The organism is Bacillus sp. EB106-07-01-XG149 (assembly GCF_058791555.1).
The window spans coordinates 96,195-113,022 of sequence record NZ_JBYTDP010000001.1; the positions used below are offsets into that span (position 1 = coordinate 96,195).

Annotated in this window: 27 protein-coding genes; 12 read left to right on the plus strand and 15 right to left on the minus strand. The window is 31.7% G+C overall.

Going from position 1 to position 16,828, the window contains the following annotated elements:
• The first annotated feature begins 8 nt into the window (after positions 1-8).
• Positions 9-101: a putative holin-like toxin gene (locus AC3WTA_RS00440; protein WP_001289320.1), complete on the plus strand. Its 93-nt coding sequence runs from the start codon at positions 9-11 to the stop codon at positions 99-101.
• 228 nt (positions 102-329) lie between these two features.
• On the opposite strand, the gene AC3WTA_RS00445 is transcribed toward AC3WTA_RS00440, so the two are convergent.
• Entirely contained in the window at positions 330-1,151 is an 822-nt protein-coding gene (locus AC3WTA_RS00445) for an HNH endonuclease (protein WP_000189697.1), read from the minus strand.
• A 149-nt stretch (positions 1,152-1,300) separates the two neighbouring features.
• On the opposite strand from AC3WTA_RS00445, the gene AC3WTA_RS00450 reads away from it, so the two are divergent.
• Positions 1,301-2,386 (plus strand): AI-2E family transporter, encoded by a 1,086-nt coding sequence (locus AC3WTA_RS00450; RefSeq protein ID WP_000837880.1) that lies wholly within the window; start codon positions 1,301-1,303, stop codon positions 2,384-2,386.
• Positions 2,387-2,626: 240 nt separating this feature from the next.
• On the opposite strand, the gene AC3WTA_RS00455 is transcribed toward AC3WTA_RS00450, so the two are convergent.
• Genes AC3WTA_RS00455 through AC3WTA_RS00480 form a run of 6 tightly spaced genes read right to left on the minus strand, consistent with a single transcriptional unit; the run spans position 2,627 to position 3,612 of the window.
• The gene (locus AC3WTA_RS00455; protein ID WP_000668504.1) at positions 2,627-2,767 is read right to left on the minus strand and encodes a YrzI family small protein; all 141 of its coding nucleotides are present in this window, start codon (positions 2,765-2,767) and stop codon (positions 2,627-2,629) included.
• Between the two features lie 25 nt (positions 2,768-2,792).
• Positions 2,793-2,933 (minus strand): YrzI family small protein, encoded by a 141-nt coding sequence (locus AC3WTA_RS00460; RefSeq protein WP_000669812.1) that lies wholly within the window; start codon positions 2,931-2,933, stop codon positions 2,793-2,795.
• A gap of 25 nt (positions 2,934-2,958) precedes the next feature.
• Entirely contained in the window at positions 2,959-3,102 is a 144-nt protein-coding gene (locus AC3WTA_RS00465; protein WP_000668981.1) for a YrzI family small protein, read from the minus strand.
• Positions 3,103-3,128: 26 nt separating this feature from the next.
• Positions 3,129-3,272, minus strand: coding sequence for a YrzI family small protein (locus AC3WTA_RS00470; RefSeq protein ID WP_000668975.1), 144 nt, complete (start codon positions 3,270-3,272; stop codon positions 3,129-3,131).
• 28 nt (positions 3,273-3,300) lie between these two features.
• Positions 3,301-3,444: a YrzI family small protein gene (locus AC3WTA_RS00475; protein ID WP_000142719.1), complete on the minus strand. Its 144-nt coding sequence runs from the start codon at positions 3,442-3,444 to the stop codon at positions 3,301-3,303.
• 27 nt (positions 3,445-3,471) lie between these two features.
• Entirely contained in the window at positions 3,472-3,612 is a 141-nt protein-coding gene (locus AC3WTA_RS00480; RefSeq protein ID WP_000156191.1) for a YrzI family small protein, read from the minus strand.
• Between the two features lie 440 nt (positions 3,613-4,052).
• Here AC3WTA_RS00480 and AC3WTA_RS00485 point away from each other — a divergent pair, with 440 nt between their 5' ends.
• The 6 genes from AC3WTA_RS00485 to AC3WTA_RS00510 all read left to right on the plus strand — a co-directional run bounded on the left by AC3WTA_RS00485 (position 4,053) and on the right by AC3WTA_RS00510 (position 7,859).
• A complete protein-coding gene (locus tag AC3WTA_RS00485) occupies positions 4,053-4,637 on the plus strand; it encodes a DUF4825 domain-containing protein (protein ID WP_000876702.1) in 585 nt (194 codons plus the stop codon).
• A 179-nt stretch (positions 4,638-4,816) separates the two neighbouring features.
• Complete coding sequence (locus AC3WTA_RS00490) at positions 4,817-5,197, plus strand: GntR family transcriptional regulator (protein WP_000805186.1); 381 nt, start codon at positions 4,817-4,819, stop codon at positions 5,195-5,197.
• Positions 5,194-6,066, plus strand: a complete 873-nt coding sequence (locus AC3WTA_RS00495; RefSeq protein WP_000560938.1) for an ATP-binding cassette domain-containing protein — start codon at positions 5,194-5,196, stop codon at positions 6,064-6,066. The genes AC3WTA_RS00490 and AC3WTA_RS00495 overlap by 4 nt, the downstream gene beginning before the upstream one ends.
• Entirely contained in the window at positions 6,063-6,734 is a 672-nt protein-coding gene (locus tag AC3WTA_RS00500) for a DUF4052 family protein (protein WP_000178190.1), read from the plus strand. The genes AC3WTA_RS00495 and AC3WTA_RS00500 overlap by 4 nt, the downstream gene beginning before the upstream one ends.
• Positions 6,735-6,774: 40 nt before the next feature.
• Positions 6,775-7,254: a CcdC family protein gene (locus AC3WTA_RS00505; RefSeq protein ID WP_000502959.1), complete on the plus strand. Its 480-nt coding sequence runs from the start codon at positions 6,775-6,777 to the stop codon at positions 7,252-7,254.
• A 95-nt stretch (positions 7,255-7,349) separates the two neighbouring features.
• Positions 7,350-7,859, plus strand: a complete 510-nt coding sequence (locus AC3WTA_RS00510) for a 2'-5' RNA ligase family protein (protein ID WP_001259192.1) — start codon at positions 7,350-7,352, stop codon at positions 7,857-7,859.
• 6 nt (positions 7,860-7,865) lie between these two features.
• Here the strand turns inward: AC3WTA_RS00510 and coaW are convergent, their stop codons facing one another.
• From coaW to AC3WTA_RS00550, 8 genes are all read right to left on the minus strand, one after another.
• On the minus strand, positions 7,866-8,696 hold the full coding sequence (coaW, locus tag AC3WTA_RS00515) for a type II pantothenate kinase (RefSeq protein ID WP_000446260.1): 831 nt from the start codon (positions 8,694-8,696) through the stop codon (positions 7,866-7,868).
• A gap of 91 nt (positions 8,697-8,787) precedes the next feature.
• Positions 8,788-9,186, minus strand: a complete 399-nt coding sequence (locus tag AC3WTA_RS00520; RefSeq protein WP_492332773.1) for a 3-hydroxyacyl-ACP dehydratase FabZ family protein — start codon at positions 9,184-9,186, stop codon at positions 8,788-8,790.
• Between the two features lie 56 nt (positions 9,187-9,242).
• Positions 9,243-10,442 carry an LL-diaminopimelate aminotransferase gene (locus tag AC3WTA_RS00525; RefSeq protein ID WP_000222687.1) on the minus strand — a complete coding sequence of 400 codons (1,200 nt, stop codon included), beginning with the start codon at positions 10,440-10,442 and terminating at the stop codon, positions 9,243-9,245.
• A 192-nt stretch (positions 10,443-10,634) separates the two neighbouring features.
• A complete protein-coding gene (locus AC3WTA_RS00530; protein ID WP_492332774.1) occupies positions 10,635-10,841 on the minus strand; it encodes a hypothetical protein in 207 nt (68 codons plus the stop codon).
• A 134-nt stretch (positions 10,842-10,975) separates the two neighbouring features.
• On the minus strand, positions 10,976-11,338 hold the full coding sequence (locus AC3WTA_RS00535; protein WP_001045303.1) for a hypothetical protein: 363 nt from the start codon (positions 11,336-11,338) through the stop codon (positions 10,976-10,978).
• 170 nt (positions 11,339-11,508) lie between these two features.
• A complete protein-coding gene (locus tag AC3WTA_RS00540; RefSeq protein ID WP_001279510.1) occupies positions 11,509-11,808 on the minus strand; it encodes a hypothetical protein in 300 nt (99 codons plus the stop codon).
• Between the two features lie 153 nt (positions 11,809-11,961).
• A complete protein-coding gene (locus AC3WTA_RS00545; RefSeq protein WP_000269251.1) occupies positions 11,962-13,164 on the minus strand; it encodes an MFS transporter in 1,203 nt (400 codons plus the stop codon).
• A gap of 290 nt (positions 13,165-13,454) precedes the next feature.
• Entirely contained in the window at positions 13,455-13,607 is a 153-nt protein-coding gene (locus AC3WTA_RS00550) for a YqbF domain-containing protein (RefSeq protein ID WP_078183406.1), read from the minus strand.
• Between the two features lie 478 nt (positions 13,608-14,085).
• Here AC3WTA_RS00550 and AC3WTA_RS00555 point away from each other — a divergent pair, with 478 nt between their 5' ends.
• The 4 genes from AC3WTA_RS00555 to AC3WTA_RS00570 all read left to right on the plus strand — a co-directional run bounded on the left by AC3WTA_RS00555 (position 14,086) and on the right by AC3WTA_RS00570 (position 16,728).
• The gene (locus AC3WTA_RS00555; RefSeq protein ID WP_000067241.1) at positions 14,086-14,445 is read left to right on the plus strand and encodes a hypothetical protein; all 360 of its coding nucleotides are present in this window, start codon (positions 14,086-14,088) and stop codon (positions 14,443-14,445) included.
• A 196-nt stretch (positions 14,446-14,641) separates the two neighbouring features.
• Positions 14,642-15,427 carry a class I SAM-dependent methyltransferase gene (locus AC3WTA_RS00560; RefSeq protein ID WP_000031331.1) on the plus strand — a complete coding sequence of 262 codons (786 nt, stop codon included), beginning with the start codon at positions 14,642-14,644 and terminating at the stop codon, positions 15,425-15,427.
• 69 nt (positions 15,428-15,496) lie between these two features.
• Positions 15,497-15,685 (plus strand): DUF3970 family protein, encoded by a 189-nt coding sequence (locus tag AC3WTA_RS00565; protein ID WP_000621879.1) that lies wholly within the window; start codon positions 15,497-15,499, stop codon positions 15,683-15,685.
• A 77-nt stretch (positions 15,686-15,762) separates the two neighbouring features.
• Positions 15,763-16,728 carry a nucleoside hydrolase gene (locus AC3WTA_RS00570; protein ID WP_001223690.1) on the plus strand — a complete coding sequence of 322 codons (966 nt, stop codon included), beginning with the start codon at positions 15,763-15,765 and terminating at the stop codon, positions 16,726-16,728.
• The last annotated feature ends 100 nt before the right edge of the window (positions 16,729-16,828 follow it).

The window sequence follows — 16,828 nt, forward strand, 5'->3', positions numbered from 1 at the left end:
GATAATACGTGAGTGAAATAGCGTTGCTACTGCAGGGTGGACTGTTTCTCGTTGCATTGTTAACGTTCGTCGTCGTTTTAATAGACAAGCTCAAAAAATAACAACCCACCTATGCCAATAGAATGTGGGTTGTTTTGTTTGTAAGAAACAAATAGGATAAATGAACAATCCAATCTGCTAAGTTACGTGGACTAGTGTGTAGCCGCACACTGGTCTTTTTTATTTATTTACAATTAATAATTGGTTTATGTGATTGTATTGTTCTTTTCATACTTATTATAACACAGTGTCTTTTCGTCAAGAAAGGAGACCGTATGTTCTGATTTCGATTAAATAGAAGGTTTTTTTTCTTTAAATAGCCCATCCATATACTGTTTTAAAGTTTGGACATAAAATTCCTGCCTATTTACATCATTTACGCCGACAATTGGAGATGAAAGTTCATATCTCTTTTCTGATAAATGAACGACAACGTCAAATATATCAAATAGACGAATGAAACAGAACAGGCCATCTTTATCACTTAATAAAATAAAGTAATGGTTCTCACTATTTGTATTTAATGTATTCCATAAAGAACTTTTACTTAAATCGCGAACTATACTTTTTTCTTTTAATTCCATAAAATCGCCATTTGATAGAATGTTAGAAATATCAATCGCATCTGGATCTTCAAAATAGCCATCAACAGCTTGTACAGCGAAAGTATAAGCCATTTTTAATACACTCATTTTGTATTTACGGTTATCTAAAAGTAATTCACGTTGAATAGAGCTAGCTACTTTCGTTACACGTTCTTCTTTCCAAATTTCATTATGTAGTGAAATATCGTGCTTTTTACATAGTTTCATAATTAATGCATTGGAATAAAGTATTTCATCACTTACTTCAACAACATCTGTCTCAGCAGCCGCAAGTTCCTCACCATGTTCATTCGTATAGAGCGGGGAATCAATTTGTTTTTTCATTTGCTCAATCTTAAATTGACTTAATTTATGCCGAATTAAGGGACGATCAATATTTGTTGTCATTTGTTCATGGCAAGTATCACAAATTGAGTTTGTGAAATAATATCCACATAATATTTCGGGGATGACATATTGTTCACTAAGTTCTTTCGTATCTTTTCTGCATATGATGCATTGTGTCATTTTTATCACCTTTACCTGCAAATTTGTATGTAATCTCATTGTAGTGTATTTATTGGTATTTTGGAATATTGTAAAGGAAAATATTATGTGAAATTCTTGCTTATTTTGGTACAATGAAGAGAAGTGCTAGTTTAAAGGAGGACGTTTTTTTGAAATCGAAAGTGCACTTTTGGACATTAGAAGTGCTAATGGTTGTAGCGATCATATTTATTTGCACAAAAATATCGTTTCTATTTCAACCGATTGGTATCTTCATATCAACGTTGTTTTTCCCAATCTTAATCGCGTTATTTTTATACTTCATATTTAACCCATTGTTAGTCTTTTTGGAGAATAAAAAAGTACCTAGAAATTTAGCGATTTTACTGTTATATCTTTTTATTATAACATTAACTGCAGTTGGAGTTGGGGTAGTTGTTCCAACGATCTCACAACAGTTAATGGATTTAGTAAAAAATATGCCCGGTTATATTAAAGAGGGAAAACTATACATACAAGATTTATCCCATCACAGATTATTTGAATGGTTATCTACACAAAACTACGTTTCCATTGAAACAATTGAGAAAAATGCGATTGAATACTTAAAGGATATACCAAACACGATTACGTCGAGTGCAACGGCTTTATTTGGTATTATCACAAACGTTGCATTAGTTATCTTCACAGTACCGTTTATTTTATTTTATATGTTTAAAGATGGACATGCGTTTCCAGGGAAAGCAGTTAGTCTATTACCTGAGTCTTACCGTGAAGAAGGACTTCGTATCATTAAGGAAACGAACGAAACATTATCTGCATATATTCAAGGGCAAGCGCTCGTTTGTATATTTGTAGGTGCTTTTACTTTTATCGGTTATTTAATTATCGATTTACCGTACGCTTTCGTTTTAGGAATTATAGCAGCATTTACAAATATCATTCCTAACTTAGGTCCATTTATCGGTGCAGCACCAGCTGTTATTGTAGGTCTGTTCGTATCTCCGATGCAAGCGTTGTACGTAATTATTATCGTAACAATTGTACAACAGTTTGAAAGTAACATCATTTCACCGCGTATTATGAGTTCGAAATTAAATATCCATCCGTTAACAATTATTATTTTAATTTTAGGGGTAGGTAACTTTGCGGGAATTATCGGAATGATTTTGGCAGTACCAGTTTATGCAGTAACAAAAACAGTTGTATCGAACTTAGTGAGATTGTTTAAGACGAAACGAAGTAATCGAAAATAGTATAAGTTGAGAAAGATACACCACTTTTTAAGTGGTGTATCTTTTGTTTATTACTCAATATTAAAAGTGTACGGGTGTAATTTTATTATATATTTATTACACATCAAATATAACGATATACTTGTGTGATAGTATGTCTATAAAACTATGTGGAATCCCTCTGAACTATCCAAATCATTTCCTTACAGCGTGCTAGCAACATCATAATCGACCCCTTTCAAATTTTATATTTTTAAAGGATTATAGATGAGAGTAGTACTTGCTTCTACGATCTCGAATTTCGTCCATAATCTCTTTATATTGTTCTTTTTGTTTTAATTCAGCTTCAGAAAGGTTCTTTTTCTGAATTGTAATTGTTAAAAAGAATAGGTGAAACTTCATGGTACATTCCTCCTTTCGAAAGGAATTATAGATGGCTACAGTAATGACTTTGACGTTCTTTTACATCTTCCATAGCTTTATTAATTTGATGGTCATGCAATATCTCACTGTCTGAGAACTTAGTTTTTTGAATGGTGATCGTTAAAAAGAATACTTTAAATTTCATTTGTTTTTTCCCCTTTAAAAGTTATTTAGAAAAGACGGCTATAATAAGAGGCTTGACGCTCTTTCACTTCGCCCATAATAGTTTGAATGTGTTGCTCACGCAAAATTTCTTGCTGTGAAAGCTTACGCTTTTGAATGGTAATCGTTAAAAAGAATGCTTTAAATTTCATTAGGATAATGCTCCTTTAAAAGTTATTTAGAAAAGACGGCTGTAATAAGAAGCTTGGTGCTCTTTCACTTCGTCCATAATAGTTTGAATGTGTTGCTCACGCAAAATCTCATTCTGTGAAAGCTTACGTTTTTGAATGGTGATTGTTAAAAAGAATGCTTTAAATTTCATGAAGGTATTGCTCCTTTAAAATATATTTTTAATACATTTGCGTATAGTATGAACTTTTAATGTCAGTCATTTTATCAGTTAGTTGTTTTAATTGTTGTTTACGAATGATTGCATCTTCAGATAAAGTGTTTTTCTGAAGTACAGTTGTAAAAAAGAAAATATGAAAAGTCATAAATGAATTCCTCCTTTCGAAAAGGAATTACAGGTGATCACAATAAAGCGTTTGGCGCTCCTTAACATCATTCATAGCTTTTTCAATTTGCTCGTTATGAAAAATTTCATCTTTGGAAATTGTATTTCTTTGAATCGTAATACTTAAAAACAATACGCTAATAGTCATCGAATGTTGCTCCTTTCTTTAAAAAATAATATAAGAGGCTAAAAAATCGCACAAAAAAGCCACAGGAAGATATAGTTCTCCTATGGCAGGGCGTGAAAAAGCCACAGGAAAGTATATGACCTCCTGTGGCGAATTTATGAATTAATCGAAATAATGTACGATTTTCAATTCTCCATTAGGGTGGTCGAATTCATATTTAATTGTCCGAAAAACAAAGGTGCAGTTAACGCTAAAGTTAAAGCATGTAATTGTAATTTCATCATTTCCTTCGACCTCCTTTTAGAATATTTTTCTTACGTTAGTAAGTATATACAATTAATGGATAATTGTAAACACAAAAATTGAAAATTTTTAATTTTGATTAAAATGCGTATGTTTTAAAGGGTTTTAAGAAGAAGTATTGTAATTAACGAAATATTGATAAAAATGGGGGATGCTAAATGAAATATATGCAACGTAATATGGTTGTTATGCTAACAATTTTTTTATTTATTACTGCTTGTTCTAGCAGAGAAAGAATAAAAGAAATATCCGATGTTGAACCTAGTGATTTTAAGAAATATGCTGGGACATACGTTGGTAATAACTCAGATGTAGTAGCAATTGTGAATCATTTACCCGGTGGTGAAACATTTCAAAGTATAAGTTTGGAGAATGAAAGCATAAAGGTGAACTATGGCGCAAAAGGAAATGGAAACCTTACAGAAGACATGGTTGAGACGTATTGTTTTGATGGTAAGGACACGATGGAGAAGAATTTTCTCTTTAACGTTATTTATCTAGCGATTTTAGTACCAAATGCGAAAACTTACGAGTTTCAAGTCGAAAATAAAAATTTCACGATAAAAAGAGAAGAAATACTATCAGTCCTGTATGAAAAATTTGATGATTTTCCAAAAGAAGATGATATGTGGAATAAAAGGAAAGTATTAAAGTTCCTTAATGATAATAACAAAAAAATTAATAGGTTTGTGAATGATAAAGATTTCCGAAAATCTTTATTTGTTAAATATCCAATAAAGTAGTCGAAATAATTGGAGGGACAAAGATGGAGTTAGTATACAAAATTTCTTATTTTAGAAAGAGAGTCATTCGTTTAAGAATGGCTCTCTTTTTTGTAAAAGAAATTTATGGAAATAAATAATTTAATGTGATATGGTTAATTACATAAGTAATGAACCTATGAACCTAAGGTGGTGAAATTGTGAAACCTACTCTAGAGCAAAATAAATTAATATACATACAAATTGCAGAAACCATTGAATCTGATATTTTAAAAGACATATTGCTTGAAGAAGAACAAGTTCCATCAACAAATCAATTTGCGAAGATGTTACAAATAAATCCAGCTACTGCAGCTAAAGGGGTAAATGTATTAGTGGATGAAGGGATTTTATATAAAAAGAGAGGGATCGGGATGTTTGTTGCAAAGGGAGCGAAGAAAGTTGTACTAAAAAAAAGACAAAACACTTTTATGACCGAATATTTACCTAAAGTGTGGGAAGAAGCGAAAGTGCTAGAAATATCAAAAGATGAATTGATGGATATGATTCAAAAAATTACGAAGGAGGGGAAAGAGGGATGATTGCACTTGAAACGTTAGAGTTAACGAAAAAATATAAAAAGAAAATAGCTGTAAATGAAGTAACGATTTCATTGGAAGAGCATAAAATATATGGTTTGCTTGGAAGGAACGGAGCAGGGAAAACGACTTTATTAAACTTACTAGCAGGACAAATTATTTCGAGTAGTGGAAGCGTATCTGTATTTGGTGAAAATGTATTTGAAAATAGTAAAGCGATGCAAAATATTTGTTTTGTTAGAGTAAAAGAAGAGGCTCATTTAAGTTATAAAGTAAAAGAATTTTTTAAGATGTGTAGCATGTTTTATAAAAATTGGGATGGAGCTTATGCTGAAGAACTGGCAGATAAATTTCAGCTGAATATGACAGAGAAATACCATAAACTATCCCATGGTATGCAAACAGTCGTAGGAATTATTCAAGGATTAGCAAGTAGAGCACCAATTACTATTTTTGATGAACCAACTACAGGTTTAGACGCAGCACATCGTGAGTTATTTTATAATTTACTACTAGAAGATTACGGTGAATATCCACGAACAATTATATTATCAACTCATTTAGTAGAAGAAGTTACTCATGTTATTGAAGATGTAATCATCATAAAAGTAGGCGCACTTGTTGTTCAATCATCGGTGGAAGATTTATTGCAAAAAGCTCATATTATTTCAGGGAAAAAAGATAAAGTAGATGAATTTTCGATTAATAAAAAAGTAATAAATCGAGAAGTTTATGGAAATAAGGGGATTGCTGTTATATGGGAAGAACTTTCTAATGAAGATTATTACTCTCTTGAAAAAGAAGGGTTACTAATTGATAGAATTACATTACAAAAACTATTTATACATATAACGGGTGGTGAAGTGAAATGACGATGTTAATGAAGCAGTTGAAGTTACATATAAATTTTCATTATAAAGCAATTATAATATTTTGGATTGTAGCTTTATTAATAAAAGGGGCTTTAAATGCTGCTCATTTAAATGGAGCGAACATTGGTTATTTACCTGAAATTATAAATAACCCTTCAATAGCAATTATGTTATTTATAGTAGGGAGTGTTTTCATCATACAAGATGAGCTGTTTCGTTTAGCGGTTTCATTCGGTGTAACGAGAACACAATATTTTATCGGAGCAATTTGTTATATTGTACTTCAATCTGCATTATTTTCATTTCTTCAAGTTATGCTTTTACAAGATTTAAAATATAACGTAGTAAATGTTAACTTTGGGGAGCAATTGGTACAACAATTTATTTTACAATTTTTATTTTATGTTACGACAGCATGTTTCTTTCAACTAGTAGTCGTGTTTAAGCAAAGATTTAAGTGGATCGGTCTTATGATTGGTGGGACACTTTTCTTATCAATGAATAGTGTACTTTATGGAGAAGCGGGGATAACAGGTTTAATTTTTACAAACGATGCATCTTTAATCGACATTCCTTATTTTACTGTTATTTCAATCGGATTAACTATTCTTTATATCATAACTAGTAGTATATTTATTCGTAAAGTATCATTTGAACGAACGGTTTAAAATAGTAATAGATTATTATTTTAGAGAGAAGGAAAAGTAAATGGGAGATACTTCTTCATTAATAACAGTCTTTTTATGTATTGCACTACTAATATTTTGGCGTCGTTATCGCTCCATGCATAAGCCAATAAAGGGATCGGGAAAACGTATTTTATGGCCATTCCTATTTTTAACACCAGGTATTGTATGGTTTTTAGGTCCCGTACATCCAGCTATATTACAAGTAGTTATAGCGGGATTCATTGGTGTACTTTTCGCTGTGCCGCTTATAGTATTAACAAATTATGAGCGGAGAGATGATGGGAATATTTATACGAAAAAAAGTGCAGCTTTTTTAATTACTTTTATTGCACTTGTCGTTTTGAGATATGGTTCAAGACAATATATTGTTGACTTAGATCAGCAAACGATTGGTTTATTATTTTATGTTGTTGCAGTATCGTATATTATTCCGTGGAGAATTGCTTGTTATATAAAGTTTAGGAAAGTTTGGCGGGAAAATAGTAATCATGCTTTATAAGAAAAAACTTTTCTTTTGAGAAGTTTTTTCTTTTTATATGTAATTGAAATCATTTGTTGAAGTGCAAGCTATCATACAATATGATGAATATAAAAATGCGTACAATTTTACTTTTTCTAAACGACATGTCTATTAATGAAATAGAGGATATTAGGAAACAACATGATCCTTTATTCGGTTTAATCCCACCGCATATTACAATTGTATTCCCATTTGAAAGCTCGACTTTAAATGATGAGCTGAAATTACATATTTTAAAATTATCAAAAGGGATACAGGAGATAGAAATTGAATTTGCGAATCAAATTAAGAGTGAAAGAGAATATTTATTTTTACGAGTTGAAAAGGGACAAAAACAAATAGAAGAACTTCATGATATGCTGTATACAGGCGCTTTATTACAATTTTTGAAAGAAGATATTCCGTACATACCGCATGTAACAGTCGGGAGAAAAGAAAGTACTGAGTTAGCTGCTGAAGTAGCTAAGGATATTCATAGTTTCCCTGAAAAGTTACAATGTGTAATTGATAGAATTAGTGTAGAGCGAATTGGAGAAAACGGGGAATCAATTATTGAATTTGAAGTACCGTTGCAAAAAAGCTGACAAAAGTCAGCTTTTTTTATTCGTAACATGAAGTAAAGCACCAATCGCACCACTATTACCACCATCTTGTAAAAAGATTGGTGTTTTATTTTGATATTTTGTGTAGTTACTAATAATATTTTGAAGGTGTACGTTATTACATAGAGTCGAACCAATATAAATAATATGGTCAATGTTTTTTGTTTCGGCGAATTGAAGGCTTAATGCAGTAACGACTTCACCAACAAGCCCTTGCACAGTTGCTAGTATATCAGCACTACTAAAATTTGAATCTGTTTTGGTAGCTTTTCCGAAATTGCTTGCAGTTAAGCTATTATCAATAGGGGAGAGAATGCCACCATAAATATCACCAACCGTAATATCTAGTTCTTTTCTAGAACCTAATTTTGTTAAAGGAATCACATCTTCAAAATGATCTATATTTGTTAACAATCTTGAAAGCCCCATAATAGTACCACCGCCAACACCAGTTCCACCAGCTCGAATATATTTGTCATTATAAACGTAATGAATGGAAGTACCTGTACCGATATTTGTTAAAATAAAGTTGTTTACATCATATTTTTCTTTTTTTAATATGTATCGGACACCTACATGAGTAGCTTCAAATTCGTTTAGTTCTACTATTTTATATGAATCTGAAAGTAGTTGCTGTATTTTTTTTGCTTTACCACCTGTTATACATATTTGTTTTATATGAGTTTTTTTCTTAAGCCAGTCTATTATTTTATCTTGTTCATTTGAATAAAATTTTTCAAAAGCTAATTGCTTTTGTTCGTTCAAATAAGCAATTTTCGTTAATGTTCCTCCGGCATCGATACCGATAGTGCTTTCCATTTTCCTGCCCCTAACCAAGTAATTTATTTACTCTGTTCATGTTAGTGAAACAAATTTGTAGGAGATAGATCCCCGTAGAATTACATCGTCTCTATTTTGCTTGATATATTAATAGCTTTTCTATAGTTACAATCGGCTGATCGTTAATAGTTGCAGTACCTTTACCGAGAATAAAACCTCGACGATTGCGAGTAAGCTCATAATGTAAATCAAGTTTATCACCGGGATATGCTTTTCCATGGAACACAACCCCATCTAATGAGGAGAGGAAGCCTAGACCTTCAGAGTCACTTGTATGTACAAATGCACTAAGCTGAGCAAGTGCTTCTACAATTAACATATGAGGTATATGTTTTTGATTATCATTTATAAACCACTCATTATTTGAAATGAGTTTATATCCCGTAACAGATTCACCATGTTTTACATTTGTTACTTTATCAATCATTAAAAAAGGATAACGATGAGGAAGAGTGTCTTTAATATGCATATGAAAGTACCTCCAATAAATAATACCCCTGCTACAGTTAAGCAGGGGAGTTATCATTAATTTTTAACTAATTCATTTACTTTTTCAAGAGAAAAAATACCGCTATTTCTAATGTTTTCAACAACTTGTTGTAACACTTCTTTATCTTGAACAAGTGCAATACGTACAAAGCCTTCTCCATGAGGTCCAAATGCATGACCTGGTGTAACAACGACATTCGCACGATCCATTAATGCATAAGCGAAATTTATCGAAGTCCAGCCTTTCGGAATTTCGGCCCAGACGAACATACTACCAGCTGGTTTATCAACATTCCAACCAAATGTTCGGAATCCATCAACTAAAGTATCTCTACGTTCTTGATAAATACCGCGATTTTTCTCACAAAACGCAGCGCCATTTCTTAGTGCCGCTGATGCCGCTTTTTGAATTGGTAAAAACACACCATAATCTGTATTTGATTTAAATTGAGTAAGTGCACGAACAATTTCTTCGTTTCCAATCATATATCCAATACGGCTACCTGCTAAACTATAACTTTTTGATAAAGAGTTGATTTCTACTCCAACTTCTTTAGCACCAGGTACAGAGAGGAAGCTAATTGGTTTATTGCCATCAAAATAAAATTCAGCATAAGCAAAATCATGGACAACAATAATGTTATGCTTTTTCGCAAATGCGATTACCTCTTTAAAGAAATCTGCATGAGCCATTGCTGGAACGGGATTCCCTGGGAAGTTTAAAATCATCATCTTTGCTTTATCGGCAATTTCTGCAGGAATTAACTCTAAGTTAGGTAAGAATTCCTTTTCTTTCTTTAATGGCATGTAGTAAGATGTTGCACCAGCCATTTGAATTCCAGTTTCATAAGCTGTATATCCTGGATCCGGAACTAATATAATATCTCCCGGATTTGCATAAACCATAGGTAAGTGAACGAGTCCGTCCTGTGAACCCATTAATAATAAAACTTCTTTATCGGCATTTAATTTAACGTTATGAGTGTTGTTGTAATATTTAGTTACAGCTTCGTGAAATTCTTGAATACCACTTAATGTGTATCCATAGCTTTCTTTTTCACTTGCTGTATGTACCATTTCTTCTCTTACGAAGTCAGCAGGTGGCATATCAGGATTCCCGATACTTAAATCAATCATTTTGTGACCTGCTGCAATTTTTTCTTTTTTATAGGCCCCTAATTCACTAAATATAGAAGATTGGAATGCTTTCATTCTAGTTGCTAACGTGTAAGTCATCAAAACCCCTCCTAAAAACAGTGTTTTCTTTCTGCATTTTTAATTATTCTGAAAACACATGTTTACATTTTATCATTTTTTTATGAAAATTAAAACGATTGACAAATTTAGAGGGAGGATTAGTCTTTTTTGAAAGGGCGTTGTAAATAAGGATTGGTTAACTGAACTGTTTATTATATCTTTCTATACGGTTTAGGATGTTTTATAGTTTTTATTAAGTATATCCCGCATATTTTGGATGAAAAATAACACGAAAACGAGGCCTAATATACCACTAAGCCAATAGTATGAATTTCCCGTCGTGAATCTTTCATAAAATGAAAGTGCACTCCATAGGATTAGGATAATGGAACAGATTGTTGAGACAATTAATGAACTTAAACTACTCAAAAAAAGCACCTCGCATTAAAATATTGTTATTATATAATACTACATTTAAATTTAAAGATTTAAAAGAGGAAAATGTTTTTGGGGAGGTTTTGTAAATTAAAAATAACGCAGAAAATATTTTCTGCGTCTTATATGAAGTGTAATCATTTCTTTTTATATGTACATAACTTTTCCACTGCATAAAAGTATACATTTAATTTGCCATCGACAACTTTTAAAGTTTGATCCGATGTAAATGAGTTACCATAATCAATGTGATATACATTAGAATTCTTTACAAATGAGCCTTTGTATAAATCTTCTTTTTCCTTTGATGTTTGCATCTCCACTAAATATTGAACAATTTTTTCTTTCTTTTCTTCTTTTACAACTGTTTCAAATTTATAAGATGCAGGGCAAAGACCATTTTTGTTGTCAACGACTTCCCAAGAACCGTATATATCATTATTGCTACAGCCACTCAGTAGAACGATGAATATTGGAATAATTAATAAAACCTTATTCATTTTGTACTCCTTTCTTTTCATTTTTAATAAACGTGCGAATACGATACGAATATTGTAATAAATAAAGTTTAAATTTTTATAAAGAATTATTTAATTTCATATAAAAATTTAAGGAGAATTGAAAAAGCATGAATCTAGTGTAAAGCCAGATTCATGCCGAGTACTGTAGCCTATGTTATGTCTCTTTTGAGGAAAAATAATGAGGAAAGTAGGATCATTATTCCATTTAAAATATATATAATTGCAACAATGAAGGCTATCCCACCTGCGCCAAATCCAGCTTTATCGAATATAGAAGCAAATGCTACGGTAGCAAAAAAAACAATAGGAGTTAGTAGTAAAAAAATGAAACCTGCGATAATTCTTCTTTTAAGGTTATGTCCAGATAAGGAAATTGCTAAAAAGTTTATGATGCTAAACAGAGCTAATACAAAAATAAAGATACTAAATAACTGCATACCATCAGACAATTTCGCACCTCCTGTATATATCATGTTAGTATACTGTATTCGAAAGCGAAAGAGGGTACTCCTTTAAATAATTATAATAAGCGTAATAAATAAGGCTTTATATAACAAAGACGCATGGATTAATCAAATATGATCCATGCGTCTTTGTTTATGTTATAAATTCGCAGATTGCGAAGGTTGTTTTTCATATTGTTTCTGTTTAGATAATGAAATGAAAATAATTAATAATGAAATCACACCGAAAATGAGAACCATATATTGCAATCCAATCGTATCTAAGAAGAAGCCTGTGCCGAGTAAGACAATTTGGAACATAACTCTCTCAAACATATTACGGAATGAGAAGAGACGACCATGATAGCTTTTTTCCACTTTCGTTTGGAAAATTGTCGACATAATAGGGAAGAAGCAACCAACACTAAAACCAAATAAACCAAATGATGTAAGAGACATCCATTTTATATCGCTAAAGAACAAGGAAAGGTGTGCAAAAGCGGTACAAACAGCGAAGAAATATAATAATTTTTCAGGTTTGAAATGGTCAGATAAACGTTTAATAACGAAGGCCCCTAACATAAATGCGACACCTTCAATTGTATATATAAAGCCTTTAATCGTTGGATCATGTTGCATTTCACTAATGTTAATTACCATTAAATTAAATCCAGCTATAAATAATAGAGGGATAATACTTAATATAAGTGCTGTAAAAGCAATAGGAATTCCTTTTAAAATACGAAAAACTTCCATAAAACTATTATCTTTTGCAGCTTGTTTACTTCGTGTTGTTGATTTCTTATCTTCGAATTGTAGGAAGAAAGTTGAGAGGAATAATAAAGCGTACGCTGCCATTGAGAAGGCATACATATACTGTAAACTCATTACAACTAAAAGAATTCCACCTAGTGAAGTACCTGCAATACGAGCGATTGTACCTACATTCATATGTACACCGTTCATCTGTAATAACTCATGCTCACGTACGATGAGTGGAATTACAGATTGTAATGCAGGGAAGTAAAATGCTGCAGAAATTTGAAGAGCAACCATAAATGCAATCATGAAGGCAATGCTTTCAAATTGGATAGCGAAAAACATAAAAATAACACTAATAACGCGACCGAACCCAGCATAAAGAAGAACTTTTTTCTTTTCATACTGATCGATAATCCGACCAGCCATAGGACCAACTAGTACACCAGCTAATAGTCCGATAAATAATATAACTGATTTCATGAAATCAGAAGGGACATATTTTTGCATAAATTCAAGGTTGCCAAGAATACCAAGCCATAGCCCTAGACCAGCAATAAACTCCCCAATTAACACAATCCAAACATTTTTATTACGCCACATAATGTAAAACCTCTCCGTCTTTTAAAATGAAAAACTCGTATATAAAACCTCCTTATTTTATATATTATTTTTAACGAACTTTTTTAGAGTCAGAGTCTATATTACGTGTTTCATGAGTGGATTTCAATCTTTTTGATTTGTCAAAAATTTGATGTGTTAATAGATGAAACAAGTAAGTCAAAATGTATAAAATCAATGATTACATATTCAGTGAAATTAAGGATAAATAAAATAAAAGCATCAAGAAAATATCACTATTAAATGATATTTTTCTTGATGCTTTTAATACATCAGGCCGAATATTCTTCTTTACGTACTTCGAAAAATTCATTACGACGTAAGTAATTATAAACTTTCTCGGAAACCTGTTCTTCTTCAGACATTAAGAAACGATGATCAAAAGCATAGAATGATTGACCTTTAATTAATTTTACGTAGTATATTTTACACGCCTCCTCTAGCATAATTGGAACTTACCTAATATTATGATGGCCTATATGCTTGTGAATCATACTTGGAGTTTCAAAGGATAGAAGCTAAATAAAATGAAAAAGCTTACAAAACTGTAATGTTGTTGTCACGTTTTCCGATAGTTAAAAATAACCAATCTCTTCTATACTACAAATAAGTTACATAAAATAAGGGGGTAAAAAGATGGATGAAGTGATTGGAGAAGTTGTAGCAGGTATTTGTGAATTTGTAGTAGAAGTAACAGCTGATGCTATTGGGAATTTAGTTTCCGGGAATGATGAGGAAAAAGAAACATTATAATAGTTTGTAAAAGTATACAGATGATCCAAATATAAAGGCTGATTTCTAAAAGGGAGTCAGCTTTTTTATTTTTTACATTATATTAATATTATTTGAATATTCATTTGTTATTATGTTTGTGAAACTCATAAAGGAGGTGAATAAATAAAGATGTCTAATTTAGGATCTGATTCTCGTTTAATTATGGCGAATGTAGACGAAAGGGAATATCATTTTATTATACGTGAACATCCGATTTTAGGGAAAATTATATCGCTACTTGAAAATGGAAAAGAATATGGTTTAATAGATAAACAAATCGCTAATAAAGATAAATTTATAAAATCGGAGCTTATAAAATTAGATTATTTTAACATAGATGTTTTACATCATACACCTGGATGGATATGGATTGGTATGGATCAATTTGGTTTACATGCTCGTGAGGCTACTTATAACGAAGTAGACGTTATTATGAAGTTGAAAGAGGATTTATATTATATAGATGTATATGAAAAAGTAAAAATGTAATAAATATTTAGTCAGGTTAGGGGACAAGTTCCCGTAGCCTTTTTTGTTTAGTAATAAAACGTAACATTTATATTATATCGATGATAGGACAGCATGATAAGAAGTAAGCTGAAAAGAGGATTTGAAAATACATAAAGAGAACTTTAATTATTACATGAATCTTATATGTAAGTAACAATAGAAAGAAGATGATAAAATGAGTAAAGAAGAGCTTGTAAAACAACAGTTTGGTAATAATGCGGAAAAGTATGTAAAAAGTAAAATTCATGCAAAAGGACCGGATTTACAATATGTAGTTCAACAAGTAGAGTCTCGTCATAATAATCGTCTTCTTGATATTGCTACTGGCGGTGGACATGTTGCGAATGTATTAGCTCCATTGTTTAAAGAAGTAGTTGCCTTAGACTTAACAGAAAAAATGTTAGAGAATGCAAAAAACTTTATTATAAGTAATGGATATGAAAATGTATCTTTTGTCGCTGGAAACGCTGAAAGTTTACCGTTTGCCGATAGTTCTTTTGATACGATTACATGCCGAATTGCAGCACATCATTTTACGAATCCAGCTCAGTTTATTTATGAAGTAAATCGTACGTTAGAACATAATGGATTGTTTATTTTGATAGATAATGTTTCACCGGAAAATAATGAATTTGATACATTTTATAATTTTATAGAAAAAAAGCGAGATCCGAGTCATGAACGAGCGCTGAAAAAAACAGAATGGATTACCATGTTAGAAAAAAACGGTTTGCAAATGCAATCATGCCTTACTTTTGACAAGAAATTTGAATTTGACTGGTGGTGCGATATGATGAATGTACCTTTGCAGAAACGTATGAAATTAACAGAATGTATGATGAAAACACCAGTTGAAATGCAAGAATTCTTTAATATTCAAATTGAAAATAATAAAATAAATTCGTTTTATACTGAAATGGCATGGTTTGTATGCAAAAAAAGCGCGACATTAAAAAGATAAATTTCTTGCAGTCTTTTCAAAGTACGTTATACTTAGTACAGAGAAAATGAGAATTGAGGAAATATAATAATGATTCGCGTACGTATTGAAGGAACTGAAGAAGAAATGCTTGAATTTATGGAGAAAATGCCAGATATTCCTGGATTTGAAAAAACACATATGAGAGAACCGAGAAAAGGAAATAATCCAAAATACGATTCAAGTAAAAATGTACTAGCATATTTATCTTATAAAAAGATTGAAGTCGCCAATAAATAGGCGGCTTTTTTAGTTTGCACCGTTTCACAGCCTTGTCTTTTTTACATAATAATAATAGTAGATTATGTTGAAGAGGGGTGAGGATAGTTAATAAGAAAATCATCTTTTTTGGAGACTTTGGTATTGACGATGCGGTGGCGTTAATTTATGCAAATAAAACATGTCAATTGGATATTATAGGTATTGTTGCTGAATATGGGAATGTATCGCGAGAAATTGTAACGGAAAATGTGTATTTTTTAGAAAGATACTATGCTACAGAAGTAAAAATCATTGAGGGTGCAGCAAGACCGATGACAGCTGAAGAACCTTTGTTCTTTCCTGAAATACATGGAGATCACGGTTTAGGGCCAATTATTCCACCTGATATGAGGATTTGTAAACGGGAAAATTTTTGTGGACTAATTAAATTAATTGAACCTTGTCCAGAAGATATTATTATCGTAGCGACAGGGCGTTTAACAACATTGGCAACGCTATTTTTATTATATCCAAATGTAATGGATAAGGTATGTTCGTATTATATTATGGGCGGTGCTTTTTTATTTCCTGGTAACGTTACTCCTGTATCAGAAGCTAATTTTTATGGGGATCCAATCGCCGCGAATATTGTCATGAAGTACGCAAAGAATGCGACTATTTATCCGTTAAATGTAACGCAAGCAGCCCTCATTACTCCTGAAATGGTGGATATTATTAATAAAGAAGGAACAGGGCAAGCGAAGCTTATTAAACCAATGATCGATTTTTATTATGAGAACTTTTATAAAAAAGAATACCCGGGTATTGCTGGAAGTCCGATTCACGATTTACTTCCGTTCATTTCATTTATAAATGATGATATTTTTGAATACAAAAAATCTGCAGTTTGGATTAGTACGACAAATGACGTAACAAGAGGACAAAGTGTGGCAGACTTTAGAAAAATAGCTGAGCCGACAACGTTTGATAATAGGCCTATTCAAAAAATTGCAGTTGGTTTTAACTATCCAGCTTTTAAAGAAGAGTTTATGCGGACAATATTAAAGCCTGACTGTCCCTAATATGTGAAATACGAAGGGTATCAACCATACGTCGAAATAACAGGTCGTTCATTATTTTGAAATAATCAAATAGTTAAGCTGTATGAATAACTTATGGGAA